The organism is Streptomyces sp. NPDC057136 (assembly GCF_042670885.1).
Taxonomy (GTDB): domain Bacteria; phylum Actinomycetota; class Actinomycetes; order Streptomycetales; family Streptomycetaceae; genus Streptomyces.
The window spans coordinates 1-15,160 of sequence record NZ_JBHUUV010000008.1 but is presented as its reverse complement, the minus strand read 5'-3'; the positions used below and the strand labels follow the sequence as shown (position 1 = coordinate 15,160).

Sequence of the window (15,160 nt, the reverse complement as noted above, 5' to 3'; positions counted from 1 at the left end):
GGAGACCCACCCCATGCTCGACAGACTCGACGTGCTGGTCATCGGCGAATGCGTCGCCGATATCGTCCGGCTCCCCGGTGCGGCCGAACAGGTCCACCCCGGCGGCAGCCCGGCCAACGTCGCCTACGGACTCGCCCGGCTCGGGCGGAATGCCACCCTGCTCACACAGTTGGGCCCCGACGACAACGGCCGGTTGATCAGGGACCATCTGACAGCCGCCGGGGTACGGGTGTGCACCGACGGCGCCACCGCACCCACACCGTCCGCCGCCGTGACCCTGGACGGCGGCGGCCAGGCCGCGTACACCTTCGAGATCACCTGGACGCTGGCACCGGCCGGCTCCGGATCCCCGCACCAGCACGTCCACACCGGGTCGATCGCCGCCGTGATGGAGCCGGGCGCGGCCACCGTACTGGCCGCCGTCGAGTCGTCGCGGACGGCGGCGACCATCAGCTACGACCCCAATGTGCGGCCGGAACTGATGGGCGACCACGACACGGCCGTGCGCCGGGCCGAACGCTGTGTCGCCCTGAGCGATGTGGTCAAGGCCAGCGACGAGGACCTGGAGTGGCTGTACCCGGGGGAGGACCCGGAACGGGTCGCCGAGCGCTGGCAGGCCACCGGGCCCGCCCTCGTTCTCGTCACCCGTGGGGCCGACGGCGCGCTGGCCGTCCTCCCCGGCGGACGGGTCACGGTCGACGCGCTGCCCACCGAAGTCGTCGACACGGTCGGCGCGGGCGACGCATTCATGTCGGGCACGCTGCACGCCCTCGCCGCGCTCGGGCTGCTCGGCGCGGACGGCCGCGAGCGGCTGCGCGCCGTCGACGCGGACACCGTGACCGAGGTGCTGCGCCACGCGGCGGCCTCGGCCGCCGTGACCGTGGCGCGGGCCGGTGCGAATCCTCCTGACGAGGATGAGCTGAAGGCGGCACTCGACCGCGTCTGAACATGACGGTGCCACCGCCCCCGGAGCTTGAGTTCTAGTGGTCGGCCGTGAGCCCCGGACGCCGCCCCTTCCACAGGGACGCGACGAAGGGGCGGGCCCTTGCGGTACGGGTCCGCCCCCTGCCTTGCGGTGTACGTCGGTCCGTCGCATACAGGGGGTCAGCGGCGGCGTCCCTGGCCGAACTCGCCGCCCGTGTCCTTGCCGCTGCCCATGTCCTTTCCGTCCGAGTAGTCGATCTTCTCCTTGCGGATCTCGGCGGAGACTTCCTTCTGCTCGGTGACCTTGTTGGTTTCGAGGCGGACGCGTTCGACCGGGACGGCCTCCTTGCGGACGGTGGCCCGTTCCGCGTGAAGGGTGACCTCGACGTCCTGTTCGCCGATGCTGGACTGCCCGGTGGACTTCTCGTCCGGCAGGAGAGGCTCGCGGACGATACGGACCTCTTCATGGGCGACGGGCACGGTGCGGGTGACGTTCTCGGTCACCACGTACTTGTGCAGGCGCGCCTTTCCGCTCTCGTACTCCTCCGTTCCGACGTGCAACTGCTCTTCGGAACGGATCATTTCGTCCTTGCCGCCACGGTCGGTCGCGGACCGTTCGGTCCCGGCGCCCACGAGCGGACGCCCGGTCGTCGCGGTCGTCGCGGACGTCGCGGACGTCGCGGACGTCGCGGATGTGTCGCGGTGCGTGCCCGCGCCGGTCCCGGTTCCCGCCATGCCGGCCGTGCCGGCGGTCGTCGCCTTGCCTGTGCCCGTACGGGCGGTCCCGGCAGCGCCGGCCGCTCCAGCGGTTCCCGCAGCTCCGGCGGCGCCCATCGTGCCGGTGCCGGCGGCGGTCGGTGCACCGGGGCCCGTGCCGGTACCCATGCCGGCCGATCCGGCGGCCTTGGTGGTCGACCTCTTCGTGAGGCCGTAGTGCCGGTAGAGCTCCTCTTCCTCCGATACGGACAGGTGGGCGTCCGCGTCCACCCGCGGGGCGTCCTTGACCTTGTCCTTCGGATGAGAGATGTGCAGGTCGGAGGCGACGCGGCGAGCTCCGGCGAGCGGTACGAAGCTCTCCTTCATGCCGAACATGCCGGTCTTGACCGTGATCCAGTCGGGCTTGCCCGTGACGTCGTCGACGTACACCCGCCCCACGCTTCCGACCTTCTCGCCCTCGCTGTCGTAGACGTTCAGACCGTCAAGCTCTGCGGAATCCGTGAAACCGTCTGCGGCTCCCATGGCCGATTCCTCCTCGCCCGGGCGCGTCCTGTGGGTGGGCCCAGCAGGGAAGGCGCGTCCGACTTCCATCGCGCCTCACCCGGATGGACGCTGCAACTTCCCGGCCCGTAGGGGTAAGGCACCAGCGGCTCGGCACGTGGGTCTCAGCCCCGTGCCCGGCCGCTTCGGGGGCCCCTTCCGTGTTAGGCCAATCGAGTGACGGCGGGGGGTGATGGGGGGTGCTGGTGGCGGGCCCCGCTCCGGCGAACCGGCCAGTCGGATGCCGGCCGAAGGGCCGGATGCCGGCCGAAAAGGTCGTGCCCCTAACGATCAGGCAAAGCGCGTATTCGTTGACATCGGTGGATCGGGAATCACCGGACCCACGGGCCCGGGTGGCAGGAAGCCGCACCCAGTTCGAGGAGGACCCGGCGCTCGTCCCGCTGCACGGCGCCGCCGAGATCCTCGCCGCCCGCAGCGACTGGCCGGCCCTGTACGACCTGGACCGGCTCGCCGCCAACGAGGTCCCGGTCGTCGCCGCCGTGTACCACGACGACATGTACGTGGACCGCGACCATTCCCTCGCCACAGCGGACGCGGTCCGCGGGCTGCGCACCTGGGTCACGGACGCGTACGCCCACGACGGCGTCCGCGCCGCCGCCGTCCTGGACCGTCTGATCGCCATGGCCAGGCACGAGATCTGACCCGGCTCCGGCCACCCAACCGAACACGGGTCCGGGCACAGCCCGGGGCGCACTTTTGATCGACAGTCCATCGACGACCTCGTCCCGCCGTGCTATCGGGGGTGCACCATCCATTCCGTACGCCTCCGTCTGCCGGAACAGCGCGGCGAGCTGCTGACCCGGCAGGAGGACGGCCACCACCTCCACCACCTGGTCCGGCGGCTCGGCCCCGGGTGGCGGGTGTGCAGCAGCGTCGTGCTCGGTGGCGGCATCGGCCCGCGTGCCTGGATCCTCAACGCGCAGGTGCCGGGCGGGGCTCGACTCGCCAGGGCCGTGCACCGCGCCGTACTGGAGAGTGCGCTGCGGCAGTCTTGATCCCACCCGCCGCGCCGCGCTTACCCCGGGCGCGGCCGACGGAAGGAACCTCCGCATGACAGCCGCTCCCGCCCCCTCGCCCGGCGCCGTCCCCGGGCAGCCCGCCGTCGCGGTCCTCGGTACCGGGATCATGGGCTCCGGCATGGCGCGCAGTCTGCTCCGGGCCGGACTCCAGGTACGCGTCTGGAACCGCACCCAGGACAAGGCGCGGCCGCTCGCCGCCGACGGAGCCACCGTCACGGGCACCGCCGAGGACGCCGTGCGCGGCGCCGATGTCATCCTCACCGCGCTGAACGACGGCCGGTCCGTCGCCGAGACGCTCACCGCGGCCACCCCCGGACTGCGCCCCGGCCAGGTCTGGCTGCAGAGCTCCACCGTCGGCCCCGACGTCACGACGGACCTGGCGCACCGGGCCGCCGCACTGGGGCTCGTCTATCTCGACACCCCGGTATCCGGCACCAAGGAACCCGCCGAGCGCGGCATGCTCACGGTGTTCGTCTCCGGGCCCTCCACCGCCCGCGCGGCCGCGCTGCCCGTCCTCGACGCGATCGGGCAGCGCACCCTCTGGGTCGGCGAGGAGCCGGGGGCGGCATCACGGCTGAAACTGGTCGCCAACACCTGGGTGATCAACATGGTCAACAGCGTGGCCGAATGTCTCAACCTCGCGGACGGCCTCGGCGTCGCCCCCCAGCTGTTCCTGGACGTCATGAAGGGCGGCCCGCTGGACACCCCTTACTTGCAGAGCAAGGCAGGCGCGGTGCTCTCCGGTGACCTCACGCCGAGCTTCGCCCTCTCCACGGCGCTGAAGGACTCCCGCCTCATCCTCGAAGCGGCCGAGGCCGCCGGGGTGACGCTGGATCTGGTCGCCGCCTCCACCGCACGGTTCGCCCGCGCGGAGGCGGCCGGACACGGCGCCGAGGACATGATCGCCACGTACTACGCGGGACGCGCCGAATAGCGGACGGGTCCCGCGGCGCACATGGCAAGTGGCCTGCCCAGGGGGCAGCCGCGGCCCGCCCGGCGCGGGTACGGCCAGCCCTCAGACGACCGTCACCGGATGCCGTACCACCGCGTCGAAGAGATAGCCCTGAGTGTTGTGGACCGACACCTCAGGCTGGCTGCGTCCCGTACGGTCCGTCGCCCGCGCCAGCAGCACGGCGGGCCCCCGCTCGGCGGGAACCCAGTCGACCGACCAGCGCACCCAGCTCCCGGCCCGGGGCTCGTCCCGCAGCCGCGCCGGCCGCCACCGCGTACCCCCGTCCGTGCTGACCTCCACCGCGCGCACCGGTGCGCCGCCCGACCAGGAACGGCCCGTCAGCACCTGACGCCGGTGCGCGGTGAACGAGGCTCCCGGCGCCAGCTCGAACGCGCTCTTCAGGGTCTGCCGGGTCAGCGGAGCACTGCCCTCCGGCGGATGTGCGGGGCCGAACAGCCGGTACAGGCTCGTGTTCCACGGCGACAGCAGCGGCTCCGTGCTCACCTCGATGTCACCGACCCACTTGATGCTTGCGATGCCCACCCACGACGGCACGATCAGCCGGACCGGGAAACCGTGGTCGGGCGGCAGTGGCTCACCGTTCATCTCGTACGCCAGCAGCACGTCGTCCAGCGCCTTCGCCACCGGCAACGGCCTGCGCACCCGGCCCAGTTCGACCCCGTCGGCGACGACCTCGCCGTCCAGCCCGCGCGGCAGCACATCGACGGCGTCACCGCTGATGCCCGCCCGCCGCAGCACATCCGCCAGCCGCACCCCGCGCCAGCGTGCCGTACCGATCGCGCCGAGCGTCCACGGGGTGCCGGCGACCGGCTGGTTCTGCTGCGAGGCGTAGAAACTGCGGGCATTGCCCGCACACTCGACGAACGCCGTGCGGCCGACCGACGGAAGGGCGAGCAGATCGGCGTACGAGAACTCCACCGGCCCGCCCGTCAGCCCGCTGCCCCAGATCCTGAGCCGCCAGTCGTCCGGGTCGACCCGGGGTGTGGCGGTGTGGTTGCGGACGAAGAACCGGTCGGCGGGGGTGAGCAGCCCCGTCGCGCGCAGTGCCGCGAAATTCGTCTCGGCGTTGGTGCCGCGCAGCGTGAACAGCTCGGGCGGCAGCGGCTTCACCACACCGGGGAGCGAACCCGCGGCGTGGGCGGGCGAGGCGACCGAGACCAGGGGCCCCGCCACCGAAGCCGCCGCCACGAGCTTCAGCAGGTCGCGCCGGTCGACCCCGGCGGATCTCGCACGGCCGCGGGCCCACTGCCGCAGCCGCATCCGGTCGTAGGCGGCTTCGGACGGCGGTACGGAACTCATGAGCACTCCAGGGGGACGGGAAGCGGGGCGGTCAGGTGCCGGGCGGTACAAGACTGCCCACCTCGCCCGTCTCCATGAATAACTTCCGTCGCTCCACGGGGATTTGGCCACGAAGCCGACATGCCGCTGCAACAGAACACGCCCCGGACGCGCTCAGTCCTCGGTGAGCATCCCGCTGCGGAGCTTGCGCAGCATGCGGCTGAGCAGCCGGGAGACATGCATCTGGGAGATACCGAGCCGTTCGCCGATCTGCGCCTGTGTCATCTCCTGGCCGAACCGCATGTCGATGATGCGGCGCTCGCGCCCGTCGAGCTCACAGAGCAGCGGCGCGAGGGCATGGAGATTCTCGACGCTCTCCATGGCCGGGTCCGGCTCACCCAGCACATCGGCGAAGGTGCGCCCGCCCGCGCTGAGCTTCCACGACTCCGTCGTGTCGGTCGGCATGTCCAGGGAACCGGCGGTATAGCCGTTGGCGGCGACGATGCCTTCTGTGACCTCGCCCTCGTCGATCCCCAGATGCTCGGCGAGCTCGTGGACCGTGGGATCGCGGTCGAGGTCACCCGACAGGGACTCCTTCGACTTGGCGAGATCGACGCGCAACTCCTGGAGCCGCCGCGGCACATGAACGGCCCAGCTGGTGTCGCGGAAGAAGCGCTTGATCTCGCCGACGATGTACGGAATGGCGAAGGAGGTGAACTCGACCTCCCGGGACAGGTCGAAGCGGTCGATGGCCTTGATCAGACCGATGGTGCCGACCTGGACGATGTCCTCCATGTCGCCGCTGCCGCGATTACGGAACCGGCCCGCAGCGAAGCGGACCAGCGACAGATTCATCTCGATGAGAGTGTTGCGCGCGTACTGGTGCTCGGCGGTGCCCTCGTCGAGGACCTGGAGCCGGTCGAAGAAGAGCCTCGACAGTTCGCGCGCGTCCTTCGGGGCGACCTTCCCGGCATCCTCGATCCACGGCAGCGCATCCCTGGCTCCCCTCGCCTGCGCATCGGTGGTTCGCGCAGTGTGCGCCGTCATCTCGTCACGCTCCCCTGGTTGTTGGCCATGAGGTCTATGCGCCTGCCCCGGGCTCCGGCGGTCATGCGTAACGGAGGGAGTCGATCCGGGGGATACGTGTTCTTTGGCCGGTAATCGCTGTGCCCGGCCGCGAAGTCCTCAACAGGGGTCCGTGCACGGCCCGGGAGACCACAGAACCGCCCCACCGGTACGGGGGAGCCCGGTGGGGCGGTCGGCTCCAGAGTGCCACAGACGAAGGGGTGTTGGAGCCCGACCGGCCGGTATTCCACGCTCTTTGAGTCGATTTCGATGTCCGCCGACGGCCGGACCCGCGAGGGCCGGAGCGGGAATACATGCAGGGCGAACGGACCTACCGCAGGTGTCGCCCTGCGGCTGCCGGACCGCCGGCCGCTCACCGGGCAGCCGACGAGAAGAACCGGAGCGAGGGACTCATGCCCAAGGCGTACGTATTCACCCGGCACGGCGGACCCGAGGCGGAAGCCTTCGCCGACCTGCCCGTGCCGGAACCCGGGCCCGGCGAACTGCTCGTCGCCGTCAGGGCGGCCGGGGTCAACCCCGTCGACTGGAAGCTGCGCAACGGGTACACACGGCCGGGCAGCACACCCGCCGCCCTGCCCGCCGTTCTCGGCAGCGAGGCCTCCGGGACCGTGGTGGCGACAGGGCCGGGCGTGGACGGGTTCGCTCCCGGGCAGGCGGTCTTCGGCTGCCCGCTGACCGGCGGGTACGCCGAGTACACCCTGATGCCCGTCGCCGTCACCGCCCACAAGCCGGACGCACTGTCCTTCACGGACGCGGCGGCCCTGCCGGTGGCGGCGGCCACCGCGTACGACGGGGTGCACCAGCTGGACCCCGCCCCCGGTTCGACGCTGCTGATCACCGGGGCCGGCGGCGGGGTGGGGGTCGCCGCCGTACAGCTCGCACGCCACCTCGGCGTCCGGGTCATCGGCACCGCGAGCGCCGCGAAGAAGGACCTGATCGAATCCCTCGGCGCTGTCCACGTGCCGTACGGCCCCGGCGTCGCGGACCGAATCAGGGCTGCCGCCCCCGACGGTATCGACGCGGTCTACGACCTGGTCGGCGGTGACGATCTTACGATCGCGGCGGGGCTGGTCCGGGACCGCGCGAAGCTGATCAGCGCCGGCGGCAAACAACTGGTGGTCGAGCTCGGCGGAGCGGCCGTGCGGCGGGCCCGGAACGCGGCCGTCCTCGACGAGGTGGCACGTCTCGTCGTCGACGGAGTCCTGCGCGCCCATGTGACGCAGACCTTCCCGCTGGCCGAAGCGGCACAGGCCCTGCGTACCGTGGAGAGCGGACACGCGCGCGGCAAGATCGTGATCGAGGTGGCTGTATGAGTTCTGCCGACGCTCCCGAGGGGGGTACCCGGCCCGCGGAAGCGGCCGGCCACCCGCTGGACAATCCGGTCCGCTCGTCGCTGATCGGCCCCCACGCCCGCTTCGCCGAGCGCCGTGGCCGCATCCTGCGCTACCCGCCCGGCGTCACCCCGTGGGTGGCCCTGCCGGACGACCCGGAGGACGGGGACTGGGCCGACGTCGCCGCGCTCGCCGGATCCGGCGGCACTGTCACCATCGCCGCCTTCCGTGAGCCGCCGCCGGACGACTGGCAGGTCGTCTTCCACGCGGAGGGCGTCCAGCTCGTCGACGAGACCGTGGCCGCGGCCCCCGACCCGGAGGCCGTGCTGCTCGGCCCCGCCGACGTACCCGAGATGCTCGAACTGGTCGAGCGCACCAGGCCGGGCCCGTTCACCAAGCGCACCGTCGAGCTCGGCACCTACCTCGGCATCCGCCGTTCCGGGGTGCTGGTGGCGATGGCGGGGGAGCGGCTGAATCCCCCGGGCTGGACCGAGATCAGCGGCGTCTGCACCGACGAGTCCGTACGCGGGCAGGGGCTCGCGGGCCGCCTCGTGCTGGCGGTCGCCCACGGCATCAGGGAGCGTGGCGATATCCCGTTCCTGCACGCGGCGGCGTCCAACACCAACGCGATCCGGCTCTACGCATCGCTCGGCTTCGGACTCCGCCGCCGGACGGCGTTCCTCTCGGCGCTGGTACCGCGCTCCGTGCCCACCGTCCGGCGCGAGGACGGGACCCGCACGGCCGCCCGCCACTGAATCGCGGGAGCGCACTCACAGGGCCTCCGGCCCGGAACCAACGGGCCGGAGGTCCTTCCGCGTCCCGCGCCGGGACCCTTGTCCCGGTCCGAGGACCGTAAGCCTCATCCCAGGGCGTCCCGACCCGGGTCCACTGGACAGGAGGTCCCGACCCGGGTCCACTGGACAGGAGAGCAGGAGGGACCGAACGGGTGATGGGAGGCGTGAGGCAGCCATGGGATTCAGGCTTCGCAGGACAGGACACACACCCCGGCTGCCGGACCTCGATGCGGGGGAGGCGGCGGCGGGCGCGTCCCGCATCGGCAACGGGGCCCTGACCGGTCTCGTGGTCGCGTTCACTGTCCTCGTCGTGGTTCTCGACTACCTCATCGGCGCGGACCTCCAGGTCATTCCGCTGCTGGTGGTCGCGCCCGCACTCGCCTCGGTCTTCTGCACGGTCCGCCAGACCGTGTCGGTCGCCGCCTGGATCACGGGCGTCGTCGTCGTCTCCCGGCTCCTCATCGGCGACACCTTCTGGGCTCTTTCGCTCAGCATCGGATTCACGGTGCTGGCCTGCGGCCTCGGTGTGGGGTCCTGCACCGCGCGCATCCGCCACGCCGTCGAGATCGCCAGACTGCGGACCGCCGCCGGCGCGCTCCAGCGGCAGATCCTGCGCCCCCTGCCCGTACTGACGGACCAGGTCTTCGCCCATGGGCTGTACGAGCCCATCGAGGAGGACCGTCTCGTCGGCGGAGACATCTACGAGGTCGTCGAGTCCCCGCACGGAACCCGAGTGATCATCGGTGACGTCCAGGGCAAGGGCCTGGCCGCCATGGGGACGGGAATCGCCGTCCTCGGCGCCTTCCGTGAAGCGGCCATCCGCGAAGCCACGCTCACCGGCGTCGCCGGGGCGCTGGAGGACGCGGTCGTCCGTCACAACGCCTCCTCCGCCCAGAACGGTGAGACCGAGCGATTCGTGACCGCTCTGGTGCTGGGCTTCGACGCCGACGGCCGGGTGGAGGCCGTCAACTGCGGCCATATCGCGCCCCGGCTGCTGCACAACGGCGAGACACGCGTCGTCCGGCTGCGCCGGACCTCCGTACCGCTCGGCATGGCGGACCTCAGCTCCGAGGCGCGGACCGCCGAATGGTTCGACTTCCCGTCCGGCGCCACCCTCCTGGTGTGCACGGACGGCGTCACCGAGGCGCGCGACGCGTCCGGCGCCTTCTATCCACTGGACGAACGGCTGGCCCGATGGGTGCGCCGGGGCCCCCGCGAGGTCCTGGAAGCGCTCCGCTCCGACCTCGAAGTCTTCACCGGCGGGGTCCGCCGCGACGACATAGCGGTACTCGCCCTCCGCGGGGCGCCCGTGCACGACGGGCAGCGGCCAGGTCTGCGGAGCGGCGACCGGCAGGCCGCGGAACAGCTCAGCGAAACATAGGTCCCGGCACCCATGCGATGCCGTCACGCGATACGGCCGCAGTCTTGACGCAGACATGCCCCTCCGCGACCCTCGTGGGGGCGCTCCCGCACGTTCGCCCGTGCGCTCGCCGTGACAGAGGGATGACCCATGCGCAGCACAGCAACTCTGCTCAGAGCCATGCCGTTCGCCCTGGCCGCAACCCTGCTGCTGGCCGTGCCGGCCGCCGGTGCCGACCACCCCCCCCCGGGCGCCGCGGCCCCGCGTACCGAGGACACCGGCACCCGCCTCTACACACCGGATGCCAACCCCGCCGCGTACGAACAGGCACTCGCCCTCGTACGCGACGGTCACCTGCGCGACGCTGCGGGCATCCTGGCCATGGTCCGCACACCGCACGCCGTCTGGTACGGCGACCAGAGTCCCGCGGAGGTCGAGCGCGAGGCACACCGCGTGGTGCGGCAAGCGGACCGGCAGCGATCCGTGCCGGTGTTCGCCCTCTACAACGTCCCGGGCCGCGACTGCGCCAACTACTCGGGCGGCGGCGCGTCCACGACCGCCGAGTACCGGGCGTGGACGGACGCCGTCGCCCGTGGCATCGGCGGCCACGACGCGATGATCGTCCTGGAACCCGACTCGCTCGCGCTGCTGCCCGCCGACTGCGGACAGGACGACGCCGAGGGCACGAAGACCGCCGCCCGCTACACCGAGATCACCTACGCGGTCGACACCTTCGGGAGCCTCGCCCGCACCAAGGTCTACCTCGACACCGGTCACCCCGCATGGCACTCGGTCAACAGCATCGTGCCGCGCCTCGTCGCGGGCGGCGTCGGAAGGGCCACCGGCTTCTACACCAACGCCGCCAACTACCAGACCGACGAGGCCAGTACCTGGTACGGGAAGCTGATCTCGTCCTGCCTCGCCTACGTGACCAGCGGCGGTGACAGCGCAGCCTGCCCCAATCAGTGGTGGCCGCGCGCCGACGCGCAGTCCTGGCTGGACACCAACATCCATACCGATCCGGCCCTGATGAAGCACTACGTCACGGACTCCAGCCGCAACGGCCGCGGCCCCTGGACTCCGCCCGCCGGGAAGTACACCGACCCGCAGGACTGGTGCAACCCGCCGGACCGCGGCCTGGGTGCCCGCCCCACCACCCGTACGGCCGACCCGCTCCACGACGCCACCCTGTGGATCAAAACACCGGGGGAGTCGGACGGGCTGTGCCTACGCGGTACAGGCGGCCCCGAGGACCCGGAGCGCGGCACGATCGACCCGGCCGCGGGCGCCTGGTTCCCGCAACAGGCCCTCGAACTGGTCCGGTTCGCCCAGCAGTGAGGTGTGCGGCAGGTGTTGTCCGCGCCCGCGAGGACTCCCCGACAACACCTGCCGCAGCGACCGGAGTTACCCCTTGCGGCCCACCGCGCAGAACATCGCGACCTCCTCGGGCGCAGGCCCCGCCTCCGCGTCCGGGCGCCACCGCGAGCACGAGACCACACCCGGCTCCAGGAGCTCCAGCCCGTCGAAGTAACGGCCGACGGCCTCCGGGGTCCGCTGGGTCAACTTGGGCGTGCCGTGCTCGTTCCAGAACGCGACCGCGGCGTCCACATCGGGCATCGAGGGGCTGGTCACGGTGTGCGACAGCACCAGATGGCTCCCGGCGGGCAACGCGTCCAGAAGGCGGCGGACCACCGCGTACGACTCCTCGTCGTCCTCGATGAAGATCACCACCCCGAGCAGCATGAGTGCCACGGGCCGGGTCAGGTCCAGCGTCCGTGACGCCCGGTCGAGGATCGCGTCGACATCGCGCAGGTCGGCGTCCAGGTAGTCGGTCGCCCCTTCGGGGCTGGTGGTGAGCAGCGCCCTTGCGTGGGCGAGTACCAGCGGGTCGTTGTCCACGTATACGACCCGGGACTCGGGCGCCACCCGCTGGGCGACCTCGTGCGTGTTGTCCGCACTCGGCAGGCCCGTCCCTATGTCCAGGAACTGCCGGATTCCCACCTCGGCCGCCAGGTGGCGCACGGCACGGCCGAGAAAGAGCCGGTCCGCACGCGCGTAGTCACCGATACCGGGATGCAGGCTGCGGATCTGGTCTCCCGCCTCACGGTCGACGGGGTAGTTGTCCTTGCCGCCCGTCCAGTAGTTCCAGATCCTGGCCGTGTGCGGCCGGGTGGTGTCGATGCGCTGCATGATCTGCTCGGCGGTCCTGCCGCTCGGTGCGTCGCTGCTCACTGATCTCTCTCCCGGTGCGGTCGCGATGTGACTCCCACAACCTAATCGCGCACCGCGTGCGCCACCAATGAACTCCCTTGTGCGGAAGAGGTGTTCACTGTGCATACAGCATTCTGCGCACAGGGCCCGTGAACGCCCGGACGCGCATGCGGATACGATGGGCCTCATGGGTTCGTACTACTTCTTTCTCTGATTCCCGGCCAGGACGCCGCCGTGCGACGCCGGGCGTCGCCGCATGAGCCGTCGGCTCATCAGGCGCGCCCCGTCCTTCCCGCCGCCCGACACCCCCGCCCGCAGCGCGCTCCGCGTGCCGCTCCGGCCTTGTCATCCCAGGGAAAGAATCCATGTCACCCAAGCACCCCACCGCGCCTGAGCGCGCCGCTTCTGCCGAGCCCACGCACGACCGTGTCCAACTGACCTTGAAGGACGTCTCCAAGACGTACGGGGAACGGTCCGTCCTCGACCATGTGTCGCTCACCGTCCGCCCCGGCGAGAAGGCCGGTGTCATCGGTGAGAACGGCTCCGGGAAATCCACGCTGCTCAGGCTGATCGCCGGAACGGAGACCCCGGACAGCGGGGAACTCACCGTGCGGTTCCCCGGGTCCGTCGGCTACCTCGCCCAGACCCTGCCCCAGACCCTCGGCCTCGGTCCCCGCGACACCGTGCGGGACGCCGTGGACGTGGCGCTCGCCGAACTGCGCGAGCTGGAGCGCCGGATCAGCGAATCGGAAGCCGCGCTGGCCGCCCAGGAACCCACGGAAGCGGAGCTCGAAGCGTACGGGGACCTGCTGACGGCGTACGAGCAGCGCGACGGATACCGGGCGGATGCCCGGGTGGACGCGGCTCTGCACGGTCTCGGACTCGCCCACCTCGGCCGCGACCGCACGCTCGGCACCCTGTCGGGCGGCGAGCAGTCCCGGCTGGCGCTGGCCTGCGTACTGGCCGCCGCCCCCGAACTGCTGCTGCTCGACGAGCCCACCAACCACCTCGACAGCAAGGCCGTCGGCTGGCTGGAGGACCACCTCGGGGCCCACCGCGGCACTCTCGTCGTGATCACCCACGACCGGGCGTTCCTGGAGCGGATCACCACCGTGATCCTGGAGGTCGACAGGGATCTGCGCAGCGTCTCCCGGTACGGGGAAGGCTGGGCCGCCTACCGCACCGCGAAGTCCGCAGCCCGTCGCCGCCGGGTCCAGGAACACCGGGAGTGGGTGGCCGAGGTCGCCCGTACGGAGGAGCTGGTCGGCGCGGCGGGGCGGCGGCTCACCGGCACCGGCCATGACCCGGGGGAGGGCTGGGGCAAGCACCGCAGGTCCCACGAGAGCAAACTGTCCGGGCAGGTCAGGGCGGCCAGGACCAGGCTCGACGCACTGCTCGCCGCCCCGGTGCCCGCCCCGCCGAGGCCACTGGTCTTCACGGGCGAACCGGCCCTCGCCACGGACACGCACACTGCCCCGCACACACCCACTGCCACGGCCACGGACCGGACCGCCGGGTCCCGTAGCGCGCCCGACCCGGTGGCCGAGCTCGAATCCGTCTCCGTCGGCGACCGCCTCCACCTGCCCCTTCTGCGCATCGCGGCAGGACAGCGGCTCCTGATCACCGGCCCCAACGGCGCCGGCAAGACCACGCTGCTGCGGGTGCTGGCCGGGGACCTCGCGCCTGACACGGGCACGGTCCGGCGCAGGGCCAGGATCGGGTACCTGCCGCAGGAACTCCCCGCCAGGCTGACCCGCAGGTCCCTCCTCTCGACGTTCGCCGCGGGCCGGCCAGGACTGCCCGAGGAGTACGAGGAGGACCTGCTCGCCCTCGGGCTGTTCCGCGCGGAGGACCTGTTCGTCCCCGTGGCGGATCTCTCCGTCGGGCAGCAGCGCAGGCTCGCCCTCGCCCGTCTCGTGACCAGGCCCGCCGACCTGCTGGTCCTGGACGAGCCGACGAACCACATCGCGCTGACGCTCGTCGAGGAGCTGGAGGCGGCGCTCGCCGCGTACCGGGGAGCCGTCGTCGTGGTCTCGCACGACCGCAGCTTCCGCGGCCGGTTCACCGGCGACCGGCTCGAACTGCGCGCGGGCCGGCCGGTCGTGCCAATCCCGGACGGCTACGCCGAAGGAGTGTCCTCGCCCCGTACGTGACTCCGCAGCCGGTCGAGGAGGACGCGTTGGCCCACCACGAGACGCTCCGCGGCCTCGGTGGGTGTGCACCAGGCGAACCGGTCCATCTCGGGGAACTCCCGCTGTACGCCGGAGCCGCGCGGCCACTCCATGGTGAAGGTCCCCGGCACGGCCAGGGCGGGGTCCACCTCGCCCTGCACCGCCCACACCGTCACCGTTTTGCCGCCCGCCTGACGCACCTCACCGAGGGGCACCCACACACCGTCAGGAACGGGTAGCCCCAGCTCCTCCGTGAACTCCCGGCGGGCGGCGGCCGCCGGTTCCTCCCCGGCGGTGTACTCCCCCTTGGGCACCGACCAGGCCGCCGCCTCCCGGCCCGCCCAGAACGGGCCACCCATATGACCGAGCAGGACCTCCGTATCCGGCCCGTCCTCCGTGTCCACGACCCGGAAGAGGAGGAGTCCCGCACTGCGCTTGTCCGTCGACATGTCGTCAAGTCTGCTGGCCGGCACCGGGCAACGCCACTCGAGCCCGCTACGGATGATCATGAAGGTCACCCGCCCGCCGTGAACTGTTCCCCCTGGTGTCCCCGTTGCCCTCTGGTGCGTCGCTCCGCGTCCGGCCATGCTGTCCGCCGACAGCGCTTACCGCCCGCGCAACGCGCGTAATCCCAGGAGGACTTGTGGGACTTTGCAGATCCGGCACCGCGGTGCGGTCGCTCGTGCTGCTCGTGACGTTGTCCGCGGCGGTGGCGGGGGCGATCACCCCCGCCAC

General features: G+C 71.7%; 12 protein-coding genes and 1 pseudogene. 8 read left to right on the top strand and 5 right to left on the bottom strand.

The genetic code is table 11. From position 1 onward, the window contains the following. Window positions 1-13: 13 nt before the first annotated feature. Window positions 14-946 carry a carbohydrate kinase gene (locus tag ACFT7S_RS12475; RefSeq protein ID WP_382730302.1) on the top strand — a complete coding sequence of 311 codons (933 nt, stop codon included), beginning with the start codon at window positions 14-16 and terminating at the stop codon, window positions 944-946. A 158-nt stretch (window positions 947-1,104) separates the two neighbouring features. Here ACFT7S_RS12475 and ACFT7S_RS12470 read toward each other — a convergent pair whose 3' ends face one another. Next, window positions 1,105-2,163 carry a PRC and DUF2382 domain-containing protein gene (locus ACFT7S_RS12470; RefSeq protein WP_382730300.1) on the bottom strand — a complete coding sequence of 353 codons (1,059 nt, stop codon included), beginning with the start codon at window positions 2,161-2,163 and terminating at the stop codon, window positions 1,105-1,107. A gap of 392 nt (window positions 2,164-2,555) precedes the next feature. On the opposite strand from ACFT7S_RS12470, the pseudogene ACFT7S_RS12465 reads away from it, so the two are divergent. Together ACFT7S_RS12465 and ACFT7S_RS12460 are read left to right on the top strand one after the other, a co-directional pair. Next, window positions 2,556-2,843, top strand: a pseudogene (locus ACFT7S_RS12465) (alpha/beta hydrolase); the annotation flags it as partial. A 409-nt stretch (window positions 2,844-3,252) separates the two neighbouring features. Continuing rightward, entirely contained in the window at window positions 3,253-4,155 is a 903-nt protein-coding gene (locus tag ACFT7S_RS12460) for an NAD(P)-dependent oxidoreductase (protein WP_382730298.1), read from the top strand. 81 nt (window positions 4,156-4,236) lie between these two features. On the opposite strand, the gene ACFT7S_RS12455 is transcribed toward ACFT7S_RS12460, so the two are convergent. Together ACFT7S_RS12455 and ACFT7S_RS12450 are read right to left on the bottom strand one after the other, a co-directional pair. Next, entirely contained in the window at window positions 4,237-5,493 is a 1,257-nt protein-coding gene (locus tag ACFT7S_RS12455) for a sulfite oxidase (protein ID WP_382730296.1), read from the bottom strand. Between the two features lie 153 nt (window positions 5,494-5,646). After that, on the bottom strand, window positions 5,647-6,519 hold the full coding sequence (locus ACFT7S_RS12450; RefSeq protein WP_382730293.1) for an RNA polymerase sigma factor SigF: 873 nt from the start codon (window positions 6,517-6,519) through the stop codon (window positions 5,647-5,649). Window positions 6,520-6,950: 431 nt separating this feature from the next. Between ACFT7S_RS12450 and ACFT7S_RS12445 the strand changes: the two genes are divergently transcribed. From ACFT7S_RS12445 to ACFT7S_RS12430, 4 genes are all read left to right on the top strand, one after another. After that, on the top strand, window positions 6,951-7,871 hold the full coding sequence (locus ACFT7S_RS12445; protein WP_382730290.1) for an NADP-dependent oxidoreductase: 921 nt from the start codon (window positions 6,951-6,953) through the stop codon (window positions 7,869-7,871). Next, entirely contained in the window at window positions 7,868-8,644 is a 777-nt protein-coding gene (locus ACFT7S_RS12440; RefSeq protein ID WP_382730287.1) for a GNAT family N-acetyltransferase, read from the top strand. Before ACFT7S_RS12445 ends, ACFT7S_RS12440 begins: the two co-directional genes overlap by 4 nt. Window positions 8,645-8,858: 214 nt before the next feature. Beyond that, window positions 8,859-10,064 carry a PP2C family protein-serine/threonine phosphatase gene (locus ACFT7S_RS12435; RefSeq protein WP_382730284.1) on the top strand — a complete coding sequence of 402 codons (1,206 nt, stop codon included), beginning with the start codon at window positions 8,859-8,861 and terminating at the stop codon, window positions 10,062-10,064. A gap of 129 nt (window positions 10,065-10,193) precedes the next feature. After that, window positions 10,194-11,381: a glycoside hydrolase family 6 protein gene (locus tag ACFT7S_RS12430; RefSeq protein ID WP_382730282.1), complete on the top strand. Its 1,188-nt coding sequence runs from the start codon at window positions 10,194-10,196 to the stop codon at window positions 11,379-11,381. 66 nt (window positions 11,382-11,447) lie between these two features. Here the strand turns inward: ACFT7S_RS12430 and ACFT7S_RS12425 are convergent, their stop codons facing one another. Then, on the bottom strand, window positions 11,448-12,233 hold the full coding sequence (locus ACFT7S_RS12425) for an SAM-dependent methyltransferase (protein WP_382730828.1): 786 nt from the start codon (window positions 12,231-12,233) through the stop codon (window positions 11,448-11,450). Window positions 12,234-12,619: 386 nt separating this feature from the next. Between ACFT7S_RS12425 and abc-f the strand changes: the two genes are divergently transcribed. After that, window positions 12,620-14,407, top strand: coding sequence for a ribosomal protection-like ABC-F family protein (abc-f, locus tag ACFT7S_RS12420; RefSeq protein ID WP_382730279.1), 1,788 nt, complete (start codon window positions 12,620-12,622; stop codon window positions 14,405-14,407). Here abc-f and ACFT7S_RS12415 read toward each other — a convergent pair. Further along, window positions 14,374-14,874, bottom strand: a complete 501-nt coding sequence (locus ACFT7S_RS12415) for an NUDIX domain-containing protein (protein WP_382730277.1) — start codon at window positions 14,872-14,874, stop codon at window positions 14,374-14,376. The two genes, abc-f and ACFT7S_RS12415, sit on opposite strands and share 34 nt — an antisense overlap. Window positions 14,875-15,160 lie beyond the last annotated feature (286 nt).

Bases quoted from the DNA above. Each gene is read 5' to 3' on its own strand.
- ACFT7S_RS12475 (WP_382730302.1), top strand. From the start codon at position 14: ATGCTCGACAGACTCGACGTGCTGGTCATCGGCGAATGCGTCGCCGAT.
- ACFT7S_RS12470 (WP_382730300.1), bottom strand. From the start codon at position 2,163: ATGGGAGCCGCAGACGGTTTCACGGATTCCGCAGAGCTTGACGGTCTG.
- ACFT7S_RS12460 (WP_382730298.1), top strand. From the start codon at position 3,253: ATGACAGCCGCTCCCGCCCCCTCGCCCGGCGCCGTCCCCGGGCAGCCC.
- ACFT7S_RS12455 (WP_382730296.1), bottom strand. From the start codon at position 5,493: ATGAGTTCCGTACCGCCGTCCGAAGCCGCCTACGACCGGATGCGGCTG.
- ACFT7S_RS12450 (WP_382730293.1), bottom strand. From the start codon at position 6,519: ATGACGGCGCACACTGCGCGAACCACCGATGCGCAGGCGAGGGGAGCC.
- ACFT7S_RS12445 (WP_382730290.1), top strand. From the start codon at position 6,951: ATGCCCAAGGCGTACGTATTCACCCGGCACGGCGGACCCGAGGCGGAA.
- ACFT7S_RS12440 (WP_382730287.1), top strand. From the start codon at position 7,868: ATGAGTTCTGCCGACGCTCCCGAGGGGGGTACCCGGCCCGCGGAAGCG.
- ACFT7S_RS12435 (WP_382730284.1), top strand. From the start codon at position 8,859: ATGGGATTCAGGCTTCGCAGGACAGGACACACACCCCGGCTGCCGGAC.
- ACFT7S_RS12430 (WP_382730282.1), top strand. From the start codon at position 10,194: ATGCGCAGCACAGCAACTCTGCTCAGAGCCATGCCGTTCGCCCTGGCC.
- ACFT7S_RS12425 (WP_382730828.1), bottom strand. From the start codon at position 12,233: ATGCAGCGCATCGACACCACCCGGCCGCACACGGCCAGGATCTGGAAC.
- abc-f (WP_382730279.1), top strand. From the start codon at position 12,620: ATGTCACCCAAGCACCCCACCGCGCCTGAGCGCGCCGCTTCTGCCGAG.
- ACFT7S_RS12415 (WP_382730277.1), bottom strand. From the start codon at position 14,874: ATGTCGACGGACAAGCGCAGTGCGGGACTCCTCCTCTTCCGGGTCGTG.